Annotated in this window: 12 protein-coding genes; 8 read left to right on the forward strand and 4 right to left on the reverse strand. The window is 45.1% G+C overall.

Going from position 1 to position 19,292, the window contains the following annotated elements:
* Positions 1 to 26 precede the first annotated feature (26 nt).
* From G8O23_RS11720 to G8O23_RS11735, 4 genes are all read right to left on the reverse strand, one after another.
* Positions 27 to 3,116: an ATP-binding protein gene (locus G8O23_RS11720; protein WP_166365016.1), complete on the reverse strand. Its 3,090-nt coding sequence runs from the start codon at positions 3,114 to 3,116 to the stop codon at positions 27 to 29.
* Between the two features lie 75 nt (positions 3,117 to 3,191).
* A complete protein-coding gene (locus G8O23_RS11725; protein WP_166365018.1) occupies positions 3,192 to 5,114 on the reverse strand; it encodes a DUF4914 family protein in 1,923 nt (640 codons plus the stop codon).
* Positions 5,115 to 5,156: 42 nt separating this feature from the next.
* Positions 5,157 to 6,302 (reverse strand): diaminopimelate decarboxylase, encoded by a 1,146-nt coding sequence (gene lysA / locus G8O23_RS11730; protein ID WP_166365020.1) that lies wholly within the window; start codon positions 6,300 to 6,302, stop codon positions 5,157 to 5,159.
* Entirely contained in the window at positions 6,283 to 7,635 is a 1,353-nt protein-coding gene (locus G8O23_RS11735) for an aspartate kinase (protein ID WP_166365022.1), read from the reverse strand. The genes lysA and G8O23_RS11735 overlap by 20 nt, the downstream gene beginning before the upstream one ends.
* A gap of 362 nt (positions 7,636 to 7,997) precedes the next feature.
* Between G8O23_RS11735 and G8O23_RS11740 the strand changes: the two genes are divergently transcribed.
* The 8 genes from G8O23_RS11740 (at position 7,998) to infB (ending at position 19,156) form a co-directional block, all read left to right on the forward strand.
* Positions 7,998 to 9,809: a hypothetical protein gene (locus G8O23_RS11740; RefSeq protein WP_166365024.1), complete on the forward strand. Its 1,812-nt coding sequence runs from the start codon at positions 7,998 to 8,000 to the stop codon at positions 9,807 to 9,809.
* Between the two features lie 137 nt (positions 9,810 to 9,946).
* Positions 9,947 to 10,972 carry a hypothetical protein gene (locus G8O23_RS11745; RefSeq protein WP_166365026.1) on the forward strand — a complete coding sequence of 342 codons (1,026 nt, stop codon included), beginning with the start codon at positions 9,947 to 9,949 and terminating at the stop codon, positions 10,970 to 10,972.
* Between the two features lie 25 nt (positions 10,973 to 10,997).
* Positions 10,998 to 12,227, forward strand: a complete 1,230-nt coding sequence (locus tag G8O23_RS11750) for a serpin family protein (protein ID WP_166365028.1) — start codon at positions 10,998 to 11,000, stop codon at positions 12,225 to 12,227.
* Positions 12,228 to 12,325: 98 nt separating this feature from the next.
* Complete coding sequence (locus G8O23_RS11755) at positions 12,326 to 12,913, forward strand: RNA polymerase sigma factor (RefSeq protein WP_166365030.1); 588 nt, start codon at positions 12,326 to 12,328, stop codon at positions 12,911 to 12,913.
* A complete protein-coding gene (locus tag G8O23_RS11760) occupies positions 12,900 to 14,183 on the forward strand; it encodes an outer membrane beta-barrel protein (protein WP_166365032.1) in 1,284 nt (427 codons plus the stop codon). The genes G8O23_RS11755 and G8O23_RS11760 overlap by 14 nt, the downstream gene beginning before the upstream one ends.
* 226 nt (positions 14,184 to 14,409) lie before the next feature.
* Positions 14,410 to 14,877, forward strand: a complete 468-nt coding sequence (gene rimP / locus G8O23_RS11765; RefSeq protein WP_166365034.1) for a ribosome assembly cofactor RimP — start codon at positions 14,410 to 14,412, stop codon at positions 14,875 to 14,877.
* Between the two features lie 23 nt (positions 14,878 to 14,900).
* Positions 14,901 to 16,139, forward strand: coding sequence for a transcription termination factor NusA (gene nusA / locus G8O23_RS11770; protein WP_166365036.1), 1,239 nt, complete (start codon positions 14,901 to 14,903; stop codon positions 16,137 to 16,139).
* 53 nt (positions 16,140 to 16,192) lie between these two features.
* Positions 16,193 to 19,156 carry a translation initiation factor IF-2 gene (gene infB / locus G8O23_RS11775; RefSeq protein ID WP_166365038.1) on the forward strand — a complete coding sequence of 988 codons (2,964 nt, stop codon included), beginning with the start codon at positions 16,193 to 16,195 and terminating at the stop codon, positions 19,154 to 19,156.
* Positions 19,157 to 19,292: the final 136 nt, after the last annotated feature.

Consider the following 19,292-nt stretch of genomic DNA (forward strand, 5'->3'; position numbering starts at 1 on the left):
GTTTTTCAGTGGGTTCAGGATGTTGGCTAGTGAATCAAATTCTTATCCTTTAGCAGCTGCACCGTTTGGCGGTATAGCAGGGGGTGAACAGAGAAGAAGCGGCCATTCTCAACCACTATTCCCCGATCGCTTAGCCTCATCAGCATAAGTTTGGCTTGCCTTGCATTAATATTGAGCACGTTGGCAAGTTCCTGCGCCTCGAGCTTCTCATGCAGTATAAGGCCATGCAACCCAAATACAACATCCTGCTGCAGGTTCTGAATAAAGCTAAAGTCAACCCCATCGAGCGAGTTGATATGGCAGGTGTTCTCTTCAATCTTATCTATACTCCTAATCCAGAGCTGCAGCGCAAAGGCAATGTTCGAGCGGGTAAACCCATTAAGCATATCAAAAAACTTGTCCTTTAGGTAAGCCTGCTGTTGCTCGGGGTTCATTTTCACAAACGAGCGAGTGGACAGATCGATACCTGAAGGCTTAAAGTTGAGGTAGTAGCCGCTGGTTTTGTGGCGCAGCATAATTATGCTCTCTATCTCCTCAGCGTTTAGGTTATCCATACGAATAACCAGAGGGAAATATCCGTAGAGCCCAATGGATTTATTAAGGTATTGCGAGGGGTATAACCCGCTGGTGCATACCCAAAATATACTTTTGCTGGTGCTGCTCATAAGCTCAAATAAATGCTTAAGGCTTTTAAATCCCCCAGGCTGGCGGATGTAAAGTAGGTGGAGCTTGTCGAGGTAAACAATAAAGGGCTCTTGTTGTGTGGCAAACCCAGTAAACTCCTGAGCGCTGGCAAATCCAGTGCCCCTTATGCTTAACCCAAGCTGATTTAGCAGTTGCTCTTGGCTAACGATTCGTTCGCTAAGGGTTACGGTTTTTATCAAGGGCTTAGGGTTAAGCTGGTTCTCGAAGAACATTTCGCAAAACGAGCTTATACCGCTACCCATTTCGCCCACAATGAGCACGGGCATAAAGCTGCCCGCCTGCCACTTCTCGTAGGCTTGCCCTAAGGCTTTTGTCTCAGGGGTTCGCTCAAAGTAAAAGGTTTCGTCCTTTAGCGGCTCGTTTACAAATAGCCTACGGTACACAAAAGGCAAGCTTTGGAATGCTTGCTCGCTCTTCACAAGAAACTCGCTTACCTCAATGGAGATATCCTTGGCTGTATGCTGAATGCCCAGCTTGCCCTTTAGGTACCCAATGCTTTTGTTTACCTTCTGATTTGTTAATCGGTATGTACTTACGGCTTTACTTATAGACCTCAGAACGATAAGCCTTACTGCTTTGGCCACCCGTTGGCCCCTACGTATGGCTCTTGCTTTTGCTATTCGGTATTTAATTTTCTCAACCGTTGAGTTATCGGTTAGTTCGAAAAGGGAGTTGGAGAACTCTTCGACTGCTGCGCCAAAATCTTTTTGCAGCTCATCGATAAACTGCTTGAATCCATTCCTTAGATCCTCATACTTGTTCGCTGCACGCTCCATCCCCGAGAGGGCATTGTCGAGGCTTGCCTGTAGGCCTTCTGCCCCTTGCTCATCGAGGATTACAAGTGAGGTTTCGAGGTTGAAAAGAACAATCCGACCAAGGTCATCAAGCTGTAGCCTAATCTGCTCCAGCTCGTCAATGCTGTGGGTTTTAATGTTTTTAGCCGCTCTTTTTAGCTCCTCCGTCATCTCAAACTCAATCAGCTCGTTGGCCGAGATGGAGCTAAGGGCTTTGCTTGGGTAGGCCTGCGAGGGGTCAAAGCCTTCAACTAGGATTCGTTGCTGAGTCATTTCACCAAGATCGGAAAGCAGCTTACTCTCAGCCTCGTCGATAATAAGGGGAAAATCCTGCTTGAAAAGGGTATTTGTTATCGCGCTGATTATACCATTTATTAATACTTTGCCTGCATTGTACTTTAGTAGCTGAACGCTTTTTTTGAACTCATCCAAATCCTTTAGCTCAATGCTTTCTTTAACCTTTGCAATAAATTCAGGTATCTTTGCTAGCGGTTCCCCAACCACTTCAGCCTTTCCTTGCAGCCTATACTTGAAATGCAAACCAGCCTTTTGCGCATTGGTGGTGAGCACATAGATTTCTTGGTTAAATTTCCAGTCGTCGGCCAGTATGTACAGGGTGTTAAGCCGGTTGTTCAGCTGGTTGGTGTAACGCTTCTTGATTCTGGATAGGTCGCGTTTACGCCTTGCCTCGCGATGCTTAAACGATTTAAACTCTAGGGTGCCACCAATCTTAACCTGTTGAATAAGCTGCTCATCAATTGAATTCAGTCCTTCAGTCAGCAGTTTTACCAGCCTGGTTCTGTGCGAAGTTACCTTACGCTTAATGCTCCTTAGCTTCTTTTGGTGTATATCTTTCCAACCCTGGGTAAACTCCTCTCTGTTTATTTCGTTAAGCGCAAACTTGTTGATATGTTCGTACAGCTCATCATCTACCATCCACATTTCGTTGGCCAGCAGAGCACTTTGCTTGTATGCCTCATCGGCAATGTCGATAAATTGATGAAGGAAAAGGTTGCCGAAGTACCAGCTGCTTAGCTTGCGTATGGGGATTTTCTGCTTCCACGGAGGGGTTTCCTTGGCAGATTTCTTAAAGATTTTTCTAACAAGATTTCCTGATTTGGTGGGCGTGGAGTATAACCAGAACCCTACTCGTTTTAGTAGCTTGATCAGCTTCTCACGAGACCCATCGGTGGCAATGGGGTAAAATCTTTCTTCGGGCTGATTCGCAACCCAGTGCCTGGGCAGTTTTTTAATAAATCTGAAGAACTCATCATCAAATGTACCGAGGCATTGCTTTGGGTTTAATGAGATTCTGTCGCCTATCCACCCATCGAGCGCGGTTAGCATATCGTTGCGAAACCGAATATGCTCCAATAGTATTCTAATGCTGTCCTCTTCGTCCTCAAAGCCTTCAAGCTCTTCAATATGTTTTTGGCTTAGGTTGATGTAGCTAGCAAGCCACTGCTCAAGGTTGGTTAGGGGTTTTTCAACTATTGGGGTAAGGCTTTCCGATATCAGCCCTTTTATGCTGTGCAGATGATTGCCAATGCGCTTATCGATATTCATAATGCCTAGGTTGAATGTAAAGTATGGGCTTGCTCTGCAGAGCAAACCCATACCAAATTTAGCATAAATAGCATTTAGACAACCCCTCCTTGAGGTTTTTTTCTGCGCAATAAGTCCTGCAAGAGCTTATACCTCGCCAATTTGGGGGAAATTGTATTCGTAGTTCAAGGGAATAATGTCGTTGTATGCTTCCATTGTACCATTCGCAAGGCAGGTTTCAATAATTATGCGACCCACCGGATGAAGCTCAGGGGTTAGGTACTGGGGCAACTCCTTTTTAAAGAAGTCGAATAGGATCTTTGCTCCAGCATCGTAGCCCTCTGTTCCCACATCTACCTGATGGTGAACCTGAAGAAATCGCTTGGGAACGCTTGCCCCCTCAATGGTGAGGTACTTTAGCTCGTAGCCTAGCAACGAGCAGCGAGCCTCTTGGTACTGGTCGGTGCGCAGCTTGGCGCTTCCCCTGCGGGTAAGGTACTCGCGCATGAGCAGCTGGGGCTTAAAGCCAACTTTCCAGGCGCCAATGTGCTGGTTCGGTACCAGGGTGTATCGGGTGCGGGGGTTATCCATAATCTGCTCAAGCAGAAGGTTGGCGTGTCTTACCCTTAGGCCCGAAGCGAATGGCCAGTAGGAACCCACACCTTCCGACTCCATACCCTCGCCACCCACAATGCTGGGGTTGCCATGTCCACGGGGCGAAACCAATCGCCATAACCACGCCAATGCTGGCGGTAAAATATGGAATAAGCCCAGAATACCATAGGTAGGATTTTCCTTTGTACAAGGGGGTGTTCGAACCCCAAAGCTTCGCACATCAACCGAGATGGGTGTACCAATAACATTGGGCATACTCTCGCGGGGCAATACCACCCTAGGGTTTGGGCATCGCTTACCCGGCGCATCCTCAATGTGATTCCATGCAAGCGCTGTGCTGTCGGGCATGGTGTCGATATTTAGGAATAGTAGAGGTCTGCTGGGGTTTATGGTTATTTTTTCGAGAAGCGGATCGTCGCCATACTCCTGTATGCTATCAACCCTAATAAACCAAGAGTTCTCGGCATCGGAAACCCAAAGCTTGCCATTATCCTTTTGTATCGATGGATGGCAGAAGGCCATGTCGTCGGTAACGGGGTTGAACGAGCAGAACATGGGTAGGTTAATAAATCGCGATTCGCCAGTTATAATATTCTGGCCTATCTTGATATCCCCTTTGGGTTCACGCACAATGGTTTGTAGCATCTCACTTTTTCCTCCACCGCTGGCTCCTTCATGCATGAATGTGGTGATATTGTCGTAGGGACTTATTACCTGAACTGTTGAGCAGTGGGCTGTTACCCAACCCTCGCGCTCGCCCTTGGTGAGTAACGCTCCGTAAAGACCCTTTTTGGCACTGGGGCCAGGGTAAAGGTTGTACGAGTATATTTCATGAAGCGTTTGGGTGCGGTTGTGCACAACCACCTGCTTCCCGTCGAAGTGGGTATGGCGGAAGGGCGGTGCAACGTATATAACCGATTCAACCTTAAAATCGCTTGTAAGGTCATCAATGGGTACAATTTGCTGAAGCATGGCCAACCCCAGCGCAAAGAAACCTGCATTGGCAGGGGCAATCGCAATACCACCCACACCAATCCCATCGCGACCAGCAAAGTAGAAGAATACGGCCAACTCCTGATTCTTAAGCCACTCGAAGGTTTCGGCTTTTAATGTGTTGAACTCATACTTGTACTTATCCCTAAATCGGGCTTTATCGCTGGGCAGATCATCGGCTATTACCATGGTGCCCGGATCGCGGCGGCGCATATAGGGCTCAACGTAGTTGGCCGAAATACCGTTGGTTACACGATGCACTATGGCTTCGGTAATCTCTCCCTTCCCGGCTACATCGTACTTCACTTCGTAGGTGTTTTGCCCCTCGCCACCCAGCGCGGCCATAGCTAGTTCATCTGTCGTATTAAACACTGTGTAGCCCTTACAGCTGTTGAGTAGATCCTTCACGTTATCGGGAACAATAACGCCTTTGGCTTGTAATGATTCGAAAAGTTTGCTCATATGATTATGTTTAGTTTTTCCAAATACTTTGACTTTTTACACCTACTCTTCAACCACCATTTCTAGCTTTGCTTCGCTCCCTGTGGTGAAAAAGCTTGGTGTAACGTTTCGGAGGTTGTAACGCGAGCTCATCGACTCGCCATATGCTCCAGCTGAGCGAATAGCCAACAGATCGCCGCGCATAAGTTTTGGGAGTTCAATCTCGGTGCCAAACACATCGCTACTTTCGCAAATTGGCCCCACTACATCATAGGTGTCACGCTGATCAACCAGAGGACTAACACAGTAAATACTGTGTTTAGCCTGGTATAGGGCAGGTCGAATTAGGTTGTTCATGCCTGCGTCAACAACTGCAAAGGAGCGATCTTCGCCTCGTTTGATATAAAGTACTCTGGTGAGTAGCTCGCCACATTGTCCAACCAGCGATCGTCCCGGTTCAAAGTGAACACTAACCTCATTCCCAACGTTGAGGTTGGTGGCAAAGGTACCAAAATATTCGGAGAAGTTTGGTATGGGGTTCTCCAACGGGTTCTCGTAATCGATGCCCAATCCCCCGCCTAGGTTGATGTATGTTAGCATTAGGTTGCTAAACCGTTGGTATACCCCATTAGCAAATTGGGCCAGCTGGGTAAATTTTGTGAAATCGAGAATTTGTGAGCCAATATGGAAATGAAAGCCAATAAGTTTCACCCCGTTAAGGGTAGGTAGAACCCTAATGGCCTCCTCCAGCTCCTCATTGCTAAAGCCAAATTTATTTTGGCTAGTTCCTGTGGTGATGTACTTGTGCGTACCAGCATCGAGGTTAGGGTTTAGCCTAAGGGCAACGGGCGTTACTTTTCGCTTGGTAGCCGATAGTTCATCTATTACCAGCAGCTCCTCGAATGATTCTACATGAATACATTGAATTCCCTTAACAATGGCTAGCTCTATCTCTGCATTGGTTTTGCCTACCCCAGCAAATACAATTCTGCCTGCAGCAAATCCTGCATCGAGAGCTGCTTGCACCTCGTTGCCGCTCACGCAGTCGGCACCTATACCACTTTGGGCAATTGTTTCGAGAATTCTAGGGTTTGAGTTGGCCTTTACGGCGTAATGGAGGTTGTATCCGTATGGCGAAGATTCGGCTATCGCCACATCCAGTGTTTGCCTTAGCAGGCCTAGGTTGTATCTATATGCTGGTGTTTCCATTATTTACTGTGCTTACTGTTTGTGGGTTATTAACTACTTGCTGTAATGCCCGTAGGGCATCAATTTTTCTCTCGCTTTGAACCAAAAGGGTTATGTTGTGCGAGCTTCCTCCGTACGATATTAGGCTGATGGGAATATTTCGTAACGAATTGAATACCCTTGAGGCCATTCCTGGGTTTTGTGCAAGAAAATCGCCTACCACGCAGATAATGGTTTGGCCCTGCTCAACCTCTACAGTGGAAAACGATGTAAGTGCCTTAAGGATATGCTCCAGATGGCTTGTATCGTCAATGGTTAGGGTTAAAGCAACTTCCGATGTGGTGATAAGGTCGACCGGGGTTTTATACTCATTAAAGATGTCGAAGACCTTCTTCAGAAAACCGTGTGCCATCAGCATTCTAAGCGATTTAATTCGAATGGCGGTAATGCCATCCTTGGCGGCAACTGCTTTAATACCACCTTCACGTTGTTGCGATGTAATGGTGGTGCCTACATCGTTGGGGTTAAGGGTGTTCTTGAGCACCACTGGGATATTCTTTTCCTGGCATGGGTGAATGGTTGATGGATGAAGAATTTTAGCTCCAAAGTAGGCCAGCTCTGCCGCTTCGTCGAACGAAAGTTCACGGATGGGCAGCGTTCCCTCAACGTATCGAGGATCGTTGTTGTGGAATCCATCAATATCGGTCCATATTTGCACTTCGCTAGCATTTATGGTATGGCCAATTATTGCTGCGGTATAGTCGCTACCCCCACGTTTTAGATTGTCGACCTCTCCACGGGAGTTTCGGCATATAAAACCTTGGGTTATTATAACATTGATTCCTGTGCATGAGTCGAGCAGTCGGTTTAAATTCTCGGCAATATAATAATGGTCTGGTTCGCCATCCTTATCAATCCGCATAAAGCTAAGTGCAGGTAGTAGTGCGGAGTCTACGCGTTGCTCGTTGAGGTACAGATGGAATAGGTTGGTGGACAGGATTTCGCCTACGGCCAGTATCTCTTTTTTTGCAGTTGAGTCTGCATTCTCAACTTTGTTGTACAATTCGTTAAAAATCTTTTTAATCAACTCTTTACCCTTCATTTTGTATTTTGATGATGCAAAAAGGTTGTCGCAAGTGGTCATGTGCATCTGTTCAACCTCTTTCAGCTTATCCTTAGCCAGCTTGGTATTACCCTTTGCCGCCAGGTTTGTTGATTCCACTAGAATATTGGTTACCCCGGCCATAGCCGATAGAACCACTACAATGGGTTCTGTGGTGGGGATAATGCGCCTCAGGTTCTGAATGCGCTCTGCGGATCCCACCGATGTGCCGCCAAACTTTAAAACTTTCATCTTTGTAATTGAAGGGTTTGATTAAACAAAAAAAGGCCTGCAGAATTCTGCAGGCCTTGTATCTATCTAGATTTAGAGTTTTCGCTATTCACCCATTTCACCTAGCCTGCGTAAGAACATACGTTTCTTCATCAACATAGCCATAGCCATGTCGTTACGTTTATCCTTAAGCATAGAGGTGAAAATGGTCAGTGTCATAACTTGCTGTTTACGGGTGCAATATTAGTCATAATTTTTTTACTGCAAATTTTTTGGATTGATTTTTTTTATTCTTGCAGCGTTTAAAAAGGTAAATGCGTAATAGGTATGTAAATGCTTTTGTTTCGTTTTTCTTTATGGTAGCCCAACAATAGATTAAATGTATGAAAAGATTAGCCTATACAGCCATTGCGTTTTTTATGCTTGCGAGTAGCCATGCGCAATATTATAGCGACAGACCCCTCGAAATGACTTTTGAACAGTCCGATTTCTTTTTTTCTCCATTGCACATAAATCCATATGGTACCCATAATTTTGCAATGGCCTCGCAGCTTTCACTAGATCACCCGCTGCTCAATATTCAGCGAAACCCTTCCACGGTTTCCGAGGACAGATCCGATTCGTTACCATCAAATTATTTATATATCGATTTTAGAAATTCCTTAAGTACTACAAATAGAGGTTATTCAGGGATTTACCCTATGGTTTACGACTATATCCCCAGGTATGGCTATTACTACACCTCTAAACGAAACGAAGTATCACCCTTGCTGAGCTTGGCATATTTAACACAACTCCCTGTTTTAAATAACTCCATTTCGATAGGAGCAACCTATCAGATAATAACTCAGGGCGAGCGGTACTATGCTATTCCTTACGATATTTACCGAAGCAATGCAGGGAAAACTTTTGACGGATATACCTATATGGGAACCGAGGGCTATACAATCGAAGATCGTTTTTCAGGTTCCGATGAAATGTACCATGAGGGGCATTCGTTAAATCTTTTCCTTAGTTGGAAGCCCACTGATGCCTTATCGATTGGCGCTAAGGCTGGTCGTTTTATTTTCGATCGTGAGGGAAGTTTTGGGAGTAGCAATCTTTGGAATCAGAGGCCAGATTACCAATCGTATTGGAAAAATTTCGAGAACCGAAGTCAGGAGTATGATCATTGGGATTTCTCTCTTGGATTAAACTATTTGGCAGGTAAAAATAAAATCGGTTTCTACGCTGGTTATTTAACTGGAACGGCAACTCAACTATTGGACAGGGACGATGAATCGATCTCGAATAGTGGACAGGAGGGTAGCACCAGCTGGAGCGATTACAGTAGTTGGTACGTGTCAGATCAGAGTTGGGAGCATATGGGACAAAATATTTACGGTGGATTTCAGTGGGAGCGGGAGGTTCGATCCGATTTAACTTTTCGCTTGTTATACAACCTGTCATTGTCTGAACAGGATATTTCACTAGCCTCAAGCATTGAGAGTGAATCGGAGAACGATTACTACTACGAGTACTCCAGCAGGGTAAGCGAAAGTAATGGGTATTCCAATATGCACGATTATAGAACGGGCTCGGGTATGCGAACCAAGTTGACCCATTCTGCTGGCGCAGGGTTTGAGTGGCAGCTGGGCGAAGGTAAAAAGGTTCGATTTGGAGCCATAGCCGGAATTCGCAAGCAGCAAACCGACACCAGCGAGGATGTTGATGCCTATGCAGAGTCGTACTATTACTCAAGGTACGATTACGAATCAACAATAAATACGTGGGAAAGGTACACCAGAACTGTCGAGGACAAAACTATTCTTTGGGAGTTCGATTCTCGATTGAGATCTTTTCAAATACCCATATTCTACGAACGGAGTTATAGCGACCGTTTCACAATGATTTTTGGATATAATCGTACGATGAATTTTTGGCTGGTCGAAAGTAGTACATTGATTCTTTACGATTATCGCGAGAGGGAATTTGATGGAGACATAACAATAGATCAAAACGTAGGCGAGAGAATTACTGAACCCCGCGATAGGGTTAGTCGTGTGTCCAATGCCTTTATGGGTGGGCTAAAGTTTAATCCAACCCAGCGATTTGGGGTCGAACTAATCGTTTCACCTGTTTTCGAGAAGAGTGCATTATCAAGTGAGCACCACTTTGGAATACAGGTTTGGCTGGGCGTGAATATGAATTTGTAATGCGCAAAATTCATAATCTATTAACCAGATAGTATTATTGTAATTTCTTACTAACATTTGCATTAGCATTGCAGCGTTTCCAATATGATGTGCGTATTACATTATAAAAGCTAATACCTAACTTTATTTTTAGAATTATGAATACCTCAAAAAAAATCATTCTCGGCATTGTTATCCTATTGCCATTCCTTTTAATATCCTGTTTGCCCGAGCCCGAGCCCTACTTTCAAGGTGAATTGCCATCAACACCTGTAAATCTGGCTCCATTTAATACCGAGTACGACGACTATAACTCAACGGCACCAACCCTTGGAAGCCTTATCCCATTCTGCTTCTCAACCAACAGGAAAACCAGTGGGGGGAATTTTGATATTATTTACCAGCCCATGACGGTGTCGTTCTCAAAAATATCGGGAGAACTTGCCATTATTAATGGTTATTCGCACTGGGGTGTTTACCAGCCTACCCTTGATGTTATAAATGATGCAGTTGATAAGGCTAATACCGTTGGCAACGAGTTCGGGCCATACCTGGTTTTTAATCCCAATAGAAAAACTAACAGCGACGAATTCCTCCTACTTTACGCAACCGATATCACGGGTAAGTTTCAGATTGGCTACACACACAATGTTGATTTAAACACCTTTACCGAAGGAGCACCACTTAGTGCATTCGCCTCGGATTATAACGATTTGTACCCATCTTTCAACAGCGATCTATCCAATGGCGATATATTAGGTATCTACTTTTGTTCCGACCGTGAGGATGATGTTTTTAACATCTACTTTACCCCAATTGATATTTCCGATGACAATCTTATTGAATCATTAGAAAACCTAAATGATATTGAAGTGGCTAAGGTTGAGGCCCTGTCGAGCGAGTACGACGATAAGTGCCCTTACTTTTTTGGTGACAAAATGGTTTTTGCATCTAACAGACCCGGTGGGCAGGGTGGTTACGATTTGTACTACTCCACGTTTGAGGATGGCCAGTGGTCGGCACCTGTGAACTTTGGGCCAACAATTAACTCCCCCGAAGATGAGTTTCGCCCAATTCTAATTGAGGAGTATGTTGATGTGGCGAAGTTTATGATGATCTTCTCTTCAAATCGCCCTGGAGGTAAGGGTGGGTACGACCTGTACTTTGTGGGTATTGATAAGTAGTAAGGAAACTTAAACAGATAAAACAATGAAAAATTTACTTCCAACTTTACTGATTCTTCCCCTTGTGTTTTTGGGAGGTTGCAAGAAGGATGACCCAATCCCCAACCATACCCCCAAGGTGATCGAGCTAACTACAAAATCGGCCGAAGTGATTTCCAACAGCAACGACTTTGGCATTGAGCTGTTTACCAAAACGGCTGCAGAGGAGAATAAAAACCTTATGCTGTCGCCCCTTAGCGCTAGCACCGCGCTTACAATGCTACTGAATGGATGTGCTGGAGAAACTTACACCCAGCTCAAAAGCACATTGAAATACCCAGAGGATATGAGTATTGTTGAGGTAAACGAAGCTTATAATAGTTTGGTAGGACAGCTTTTGCAGGCCGACCCAAAAGTTAAGTTGGCCTTGGCCAACGCCATATTCTACCGCAACGGGTTCTCCGTTAAGCCTTCATTCCTAAGCACAATGGACAACGATTTCGACGCCCTCATTCAGGGGCTCGATTTTGGATCGCCATCGGCACTTACTACAATTAACAAGTGGGCTAGCGATAATACCTTTGGGAAGATCCCCAAGGTTCTGGACGGTATTTCTAGTAATGCTGTGATGTTCCTTATGAATGCCCTTTACTTTAAGGGCGATTGGAGCTACCAGTTCGACAAGTCGCTTACCAATAACAGGCCATTCTACTTCGATAACGGAACCACTGCCAATGTGCCAACCATGCAGGGCGATGTGGGTGCACGAGTAGTCTATGGCAATAGTTATAAAGCCATTGAACTGCCATACGGACGAACCAATTTTACTATGGTTCTTATTGTACCCAACGAAACTTTACAGGATTTTAACACTGATTTTTCTGGTGGAGCATGGCAATCAATTACCTCATCGCTCGATAGCTACCCCGAGTTTGGGACGGCAGAGGTTTATATGCCCAAATTTAAGTTCTCATACGAGAAAATACTGAACGACCAGCTCAAGAGTATGGGTATGAATGATGCCTTTGATGAATTGCTAGCCGATTTGTCGGGTATTGCCGATGCATCAATATTTGTAAGCTTTGTAAAGCAAAACACCTTTGTTGATGTTAACGAAGAGGGTACCGAGGCTGCTGCTGTAACAACCATAGGGGTAGAGCTTACCTCCACTCCAGGGCCCGTAATCTTTAGGGTCGATAAACCTTTTGTGTTTGCCATTCGTGAGCGTACCACCAACACGCTAATGTTTATTGGTCAGGTTGCCGATCCCCGATAGATCTGGCTTTATTGAATCTTATTGCATTAATCGGTGGAAAACAAAATTAAATCGGGTCAATAAGAGTTATATTTATGGATTCGATTTAGTGGTACAGAATGGCTTGGAACAAACAGGATATTACGAGTTTATCGGATGAGGAGCTGATTGAGGGTTGCCTAAAGGTCAACTCGAAGTATCAGGAGGCCTTTTACAAACGGTATTTCTCTTTCGCCATGTCAATCGCTATTCGATATTTTCCAAACCAGAGCGAGGCTATGGCCATAGTAAACGATGGCTACGTAAAGGTGTTCGAATGTCTCCCCAGTTATAACCATGCCAAGCCATTTAAACCATGGTTTGCAACGATATTGGTCAATACAGCTATCGATAGCTTAAGGCGAAATCAGAAGCACTCATATAATTTGACCATTGATGATAACGAGCTAGGCAACGATATTGAACCCGAAGTGGAACAATCACTTAGTGCCGACGATATTATAAAGCTATTTGCCCAGCTTCCCGAGGTGTACCGCATAACCTTTAATCTTTACGAGATTGAAGGTTACACCCACGAGGAGATAGGGGAAATGCTGGGGGTGGCCACATCAACATCGCGATCGAATTTGACTAGAGCCAAAAGGATGATTCAAAAGATATATAAGCTGCATATTAATTCTGAGAAGAGGTGCCATGAAGCAGTTTGATAAAGATTTTTCAGATAGGGTTAAGGAAACATTTGGCGGCTACAACGCCGAGCATTTGGCCAATGCCGGATGGGAGGCTTTTGTTCAAAAGCAGAATAAAACCAGAGGTATCCTTGCTCTATTGCCCTTTTGGGCAAAGGCTGCATCCGTAGCAATTCTGCTTTCCCTTGGCAGCTATATGGCCTTTAGGGCGCTGCAACCCCATTCTCAAGGTACACAATTGGTCGAAAGTCAGGTGCGTGAACTCCCTCAAGCCATAATGGCAAACGAATCCGATGAGCAAAAAGCTTTGCCAGCATCTCATCAAGCCAAACCTACAAATCAACCAACAGTTGCACGAAGTAAGGAGGATAATAAAGTATTGGTTGAGAAAAAGAGTTACAATCAGCTTGCTGTTTTGGATTCCGTTTTGGAGAAAGAACCCGACACGTTGCTTATGGCCGAAGCAATTAGCTCTGTTGAAGAAGGAGCCGATCTAAAGGAGATACAACAAAAGGATCATATGGGCGAGTTGGATTCGAAAGCAGAAAGCGATAAGCATGTAAGTACAGGCTATACGATGCAGCAACTTGTTGAGCCAATGGCTCAAGCCCACCGAACCCAGAGAACTAAAATTGCTGCTGGGCTTTCGGGTATGGTGGCTGCAGTGGAAAACCTAATCTCCGATGCCCCGGGCGTTTCCGTTGGGCTGTACACCGAGCATAAGCTAAGCAACAAAATCTACATAAGGCCTGGTTTGGCCTTGGCCAAGCATAGCTACGGTTTGCAGACCCTTGCCTCTGGCAATAGCGATTTAATGTACAACGCCCTGCCCACCACTAGCCATGGTGAGTACTCAAGTGAGGCCGTGCTGTTCGACAACCACCTTGACCTTGTGGCAATGGAAATTCCCATCAACTTTGTTTTTAAGATATATGAGAGAAAAAATTCGAATTTCTTTGTTTCTGCAGGTGCTTCATCGCTAATTTATCTTAGCCAAAAATTTACGGGCACAAGCCGTTACTCCGAAAAGTTAATCGATTTTTCATCAGGAGCATATTATCTCGACTCCAACACTACTTCATCAGTAGAGGTAAGTAATGAGTACAGCGCTTTTAGCCGATCAGATCTTTTCGGGCTGCTAAACCTATCGGCTGGTTACACCTTCCCTTTTACCGATAAGTCCACAATGTCGGTCGAACCTTTTGTGCAGCTACCCTTAGGTCAGCTAACCAGCAACGAAATGCGGATGGGGTTTGGCGGAATATCACTTAAAGTGCAAATAAAATAGACGGGATATTTTCACAATTCTACCCTACCCATTTAATTCCCTATGATTATTCTATTTCAGCAAAAGCCAATTATATATAGCCATAAAGTATGGGTGGAAAATAGCGCATTGCATTAGAATTCAGCGAAATATTTTGCTGTGTAATGTTTTTTTTATACTTTTGCACCGTCATGCCGCAGGCGCGCAGGGGACCCGAGTCCCCTGTTTTGCTATAATAACTTGAACGATGATTGACAAAAAACTAGTTGAAGAAATTGTTAATGAGCAGCTTAATCCTGATGAGGAGTTTGTTGTTGATATCTCTGTTTCCGCTAGTAATAAGATAATTGTTCTGCTCGATGGCGACAACGGAATTACCATCGATAGGTGCGTAAGGGTTAGTCGTGCCGTTGAGCAGAGCTTCGATAGGGAAGAGCAAGATTTTGAGCTAGAGGTAGCATCGGCTGGCTTATCCGAGTCGCTTAGGCTGCCAAGGCAGTACAAGAAGAATGTGGGCCGAAGCCTCGAGGTGGTGAAGTCCGATGGGCAGAAGTTGAAAGGGCTACTCCTTAGCGCCAACGACAGCTCCCTAGTGCTTGAGATTGAGAGCATGGTAAAGCCAGAGGGTAAAAAGCGCAAGGAAAAGGTAGTTGAGCAGTTCGACATTCCCTACACCGATGTGAAAAGTGCCTTTGTAGTGATTTCGTTTCGATAAGATATTTAAATACTAATAAGCAAATGAGTACTATTAATTTAACCGACACCTTTGCAGAGTTTAAGGAGCTAAAAAGCATCGACCGGCCCACTATGATGAGCGTGCTGGAGGATGTGTTTCGCAATATGATCATCAAGATGTATGGCTCCGACGACAACTACGACATCATTATCAATATTGATAAGGGTGACTTCGAAATATGGAGAAACCGCGAAGTGGTTGAGGATGGTGAAGTTGAAGACCCAAACAGGCAGATTGCCCTTACCGAAGCCAAAAGTATTGAGGAGGACTATGAGGTTGGCGAGGAAGTAACCGACGAGGTTAAGCTGGCCGATTTTGGCCGTCGCGCCATTCTTGCCCTTAGGCAAAACCTTACAGCTCGTATCCTCGAGCTCGAAAAGAATAACCTTTACTCAAAGTATAAAGATAGGATAGGTGAAATTATTACCGGTGAGGTATACCAGGTATGGAAAAAGGAAATTTTGGTGCTTGATGACGAAGGAAACGAGCTGATCATACCCAAAACCGAGCAAATTCCATCCGACTTTTTCCGTAAGGGCGATACCATAAGAGCCGTTGTTGTTAGGGTTGAGATGAGGAATAACTCGCCAATCATCGTGCTGTCGCGTACTTCACCCGTTTTCCTTGAGCGTCTTTTCGAGCTTGAGGTACCCGAAATTTTCGATGGCCTTATCACCATCAAAAAGATTGTACGCATACCCGGTGAGCGCGCTAAGGTGGCTGTTGAGTCGTACGACGAGCGTGTTGACCCCGTGGGAGCTTGCGTGGGGATGAAAGGAAGTCGTATTCATGGCATAGTGCGCGAGCTTCGCAACGAGAATATCGACGTAATAAACTTTACCAATAACATCCAGCTATACATCACTCGTGCGCTAAGCCCAGCCAAAATCAATTCCATTCGAATTGACGAGAAGAATAAGCGTGCCGAGGTTTTCCTACAGCCCGAAGAGGTTTCGTTGGCAATTGGTAAGGGCGGCTTTAATATCAAGCTGGCTGGCCAGCTCACTGGATACGAGATTGATGTATTCCGCGAGGCCGATGTGCAAGACGAAGAGGATGTTAACCTTGACGAATTCACCGATGAGATCGACAGCTGGATCATCGATGTGCTTAAGGGCATTGGTTGCGATACAGCCAAAAGCGTACTCGAAATACCATACGAAGAGCTAGTTAAGCGAACCGATTTAGAGGAAGAAACAGTTAAAGAGGTAATACGAATTTTAGAATCAGAATTTGAATAGTACAGGCTTTAGCTTAGATTTGCAACAATTTTCAAAACCTGGATTAACATAATATGACAAACGCCGAGAAAGCAATAAGATTAAGTAAGTTGGCAAGAGAGTTTAACGTTGGAATCTCTACCCTGGTCGATTTCCTGAATAAAAAGGGACATAAAATTGAGAGCAATCCTAACACAAAGGTCGATTCCAGCTTGTACCAAGTGCTTGCCCAAGAGTTTGGCGCCGAGATTAACCTGAAGAAAGAATCGCAAAAGGTTAGTCTTCAGAATCTTCGCGAGAAGAAGGAATCCGTTTCCATCGAGGATGTGGATGGAACCATTGCTGACGACGATGAAAACGATACAGCAGACGACGAGGTAATTGTTAAAAATGTTACTCCAGAAAAGGAAACCTACAAAACAGAGAAGCCTCAAATTCAGCTTAAGGTTAAAGGCAAAATTGATTTAGAAACTCCAAAGAAGGAAGAGAAGCCAGCCGAAAAGCCAGCTCCAAAAGAGGAAAAGCCTGCCGAAAAGCCCGAGCAGAAGCAAAAGCCTAAGGAGGCAAACGTTGAGCATATCGAGACCGAGTCGAAGCGCCTAGAGCAACCCAAAGTGGTTGGCAAGGTAAATGTTGACGATTTTGAGAAGCGAAGGCCAACCAAGAAGACTAAAAAAGCTGAAGAGCCACAGGTTGAGAAAGCCGAGCCGAAAGCACCTGCGACTTCTAAACCCGAAAAAGTTCAGAAACCCGTTGAGGCCAAGAAGGAAGAGGTAAAGAAATCAATAGAAAAAGAACCTGAGGCTGGTACCCCAAAGGAAGAGAAGGTGAAAACCGAGGAGGTTTTTTATCGCTCAGCGGTTGAAAAACTATCAGGACCAACCGTGGTAGGAAAGATAGATTTGGCCAATATGGAGCCAAAGAAGAAGCCAGCGAATGGCCCAACCAGTGCCGAAGACAAAGCTAAGGCCAAGAAAAAACGTCGCAAGAGGATAAGAAAGGACAACCAGAAGGTTTCCGTTGATTCAGAGAACAAATCAACAACAGCAGCTCCTAGCAGGCAGCCAGGTGCAGGATCAACAGGTACTGGCCCAAATATTAAGAAAAAGAAGAAGAAGCAACTTCGTCAGGAGGTTAGCGAGGAGGATGTGCAAAAGCAAATTAAGGAAACCCTGGCACGCCTCACCAACAAGGGAACCAAATCCAAAGGTTCAAAATACAGGCGCGAAAAGCGCGACCTAGTTAGCGCCCGCCAGCAGGAGGAACTTGAAAGGGAGATAAGAGAAAAGAATATCCTCAAGGTTACCGAGTTTGTATCGGCTAACGAGTTGGCCAATATGATAGACGTGTCGCCTACCGAGGTTATCGAGGTTTGTATGAACCTTGGGCTTATGGTATCTATCAACCAAAGGCTCGATGCTGAAACCATGGCCCTAGTTGCCGATGAGTTTGGCTACGAGGTTGAGTTTGTAAGTGTTGATTTACAGGAAGCCATTGGTAACGAGGAGGACAAACCCGAGGATCTTAAACCCCGCGCGCCAATTGTAACCGTAATGGGACACGTAGACCACGGTAAAACCTCGTTGCTCGACTTTATTAGAAGTGCCAACGTAATTGCCGGTGAAGCAGGTGGTATTACCCAGCATATTGGTGCTTACGCGGTGGAGATAGCAGGAGGCAAGCAGATTACCTTCCTCGATACACCCGGCCACGAAGCCTTTACCGCTATGCGTGCCCGTGGTGCCAAAATTACTGACGTGGCCATTATCGTGGTATCCGCCGATGATAACGTGATGCCCCAAACCATTGAGGCTATAAACCACGCCAGTGCAGCCGGTGTGCCCATCGTTTTTGCCATCAATAAGATTGATAGACCCAACGCAAATCCTGAGAAAATTAAGGAATCGCTGGCTAATATGAACTACCTAGTAGAGGAGTGGGGGGGTAAGTATCAAAGTCAGGATATTTCCGCCAAAGAGGGGTTAAATATCGATAAGCTGCTCGACAAAGTGCTTCTTGAAGCCGAACTACTCGACCTTACAGCCAATCCCGATAAAAAGGCCATTGGTACAATTATCGAATCATCATTGGATAAGGGTAGAGGCTACACCGCAACCGTTCTGGTTCAGGCTGGAACCCTTAATCAGGGCGATATAATGCTGGCCGGAACACATTTTGGACACGTTAAGGCGATGTTCAACGAGAGGGGTAAGCGCATTACCACAGCTGGACCATCAACGCCAGTTCAGGTGATTGGTTTGAATGGTGCACCTCTAGCTGGTGACTACTTTAACATAATGGATTCCGATAAGGAGGCCAAGGACATTGCCAATAAGCGCGAGCAGCTTCAGCGTATGCAGGGGCTAAGAACTCAGAAGCATATCACCCTCGATGAGATTGGACGCAGGATTGCCATTGGAAACTTCCAGGAGCTAAACATTGTGCTTAAGGGCGACGTGGATGGTTCCATTGAGGCGCTATCCGACTCGCTTATCAAGCTATCAACAGAGCAAATTCAGGTTAACGTAATCCATAAGGCCGTTGGTCAAATCTCCGAGTCCGATATTCTTCTGGCCGCAGCATCAAATGCTATTGTTATCGGTTTCCAAGTACGTCCTTCGCTAGGTGCACGCAGACTGGCCGAGAAGGAGGAGATCGATATCCGTATGTACTCCATTATTTACGATGCCATTAACGAGGTTAAGGCAGCCATGGAGGGTATGCTTTCACCAGAGATCAAGGAGGAGATTCTTGGTACAGCCGAGGTGCTTGATACATTCAAGATTACCAAGGTGGGTACTGTTGCCGGATGTATAGTTCGTGAAGGGAAAATCCTTCGAAACGCCAAATGCCGTCTAATTCGCGATGGAATTGTAGTTTACACTGGCGATTTGGGTTCCCTCAAGCGTTTTAAAGATGATGCTAAGGAGGTAAACCACGGTTTCGAGTGTGGTTTGAATATCAATAACTTTAACGATATAAAAGTTGGCGATAGCGTTGAATCGTTCCAAGAGGTTGAGGTGAAAAGAAAGCTATAGCCTCATCCATAAATCAAATAGCACAAAGGAGGGCTCGGCCCAGTCATGTTCGGAAAACTAACATCTATCTGTGATTTGGGCTAATTTTAGGTTTGTTTTTTTGTTATTTATTAAGGTGTTATTTTTGGATTTTAAG

The organism is Perlabentimonas gracilis (assembly GCF_011174675.1).
Taxonomy (GTDB): Bacteria; Bacteroidota; Bacteroidia; order Bacteroidales; family Tenuifilaceae; genus Perlabentimonas; species Perlabentimonas gracilis.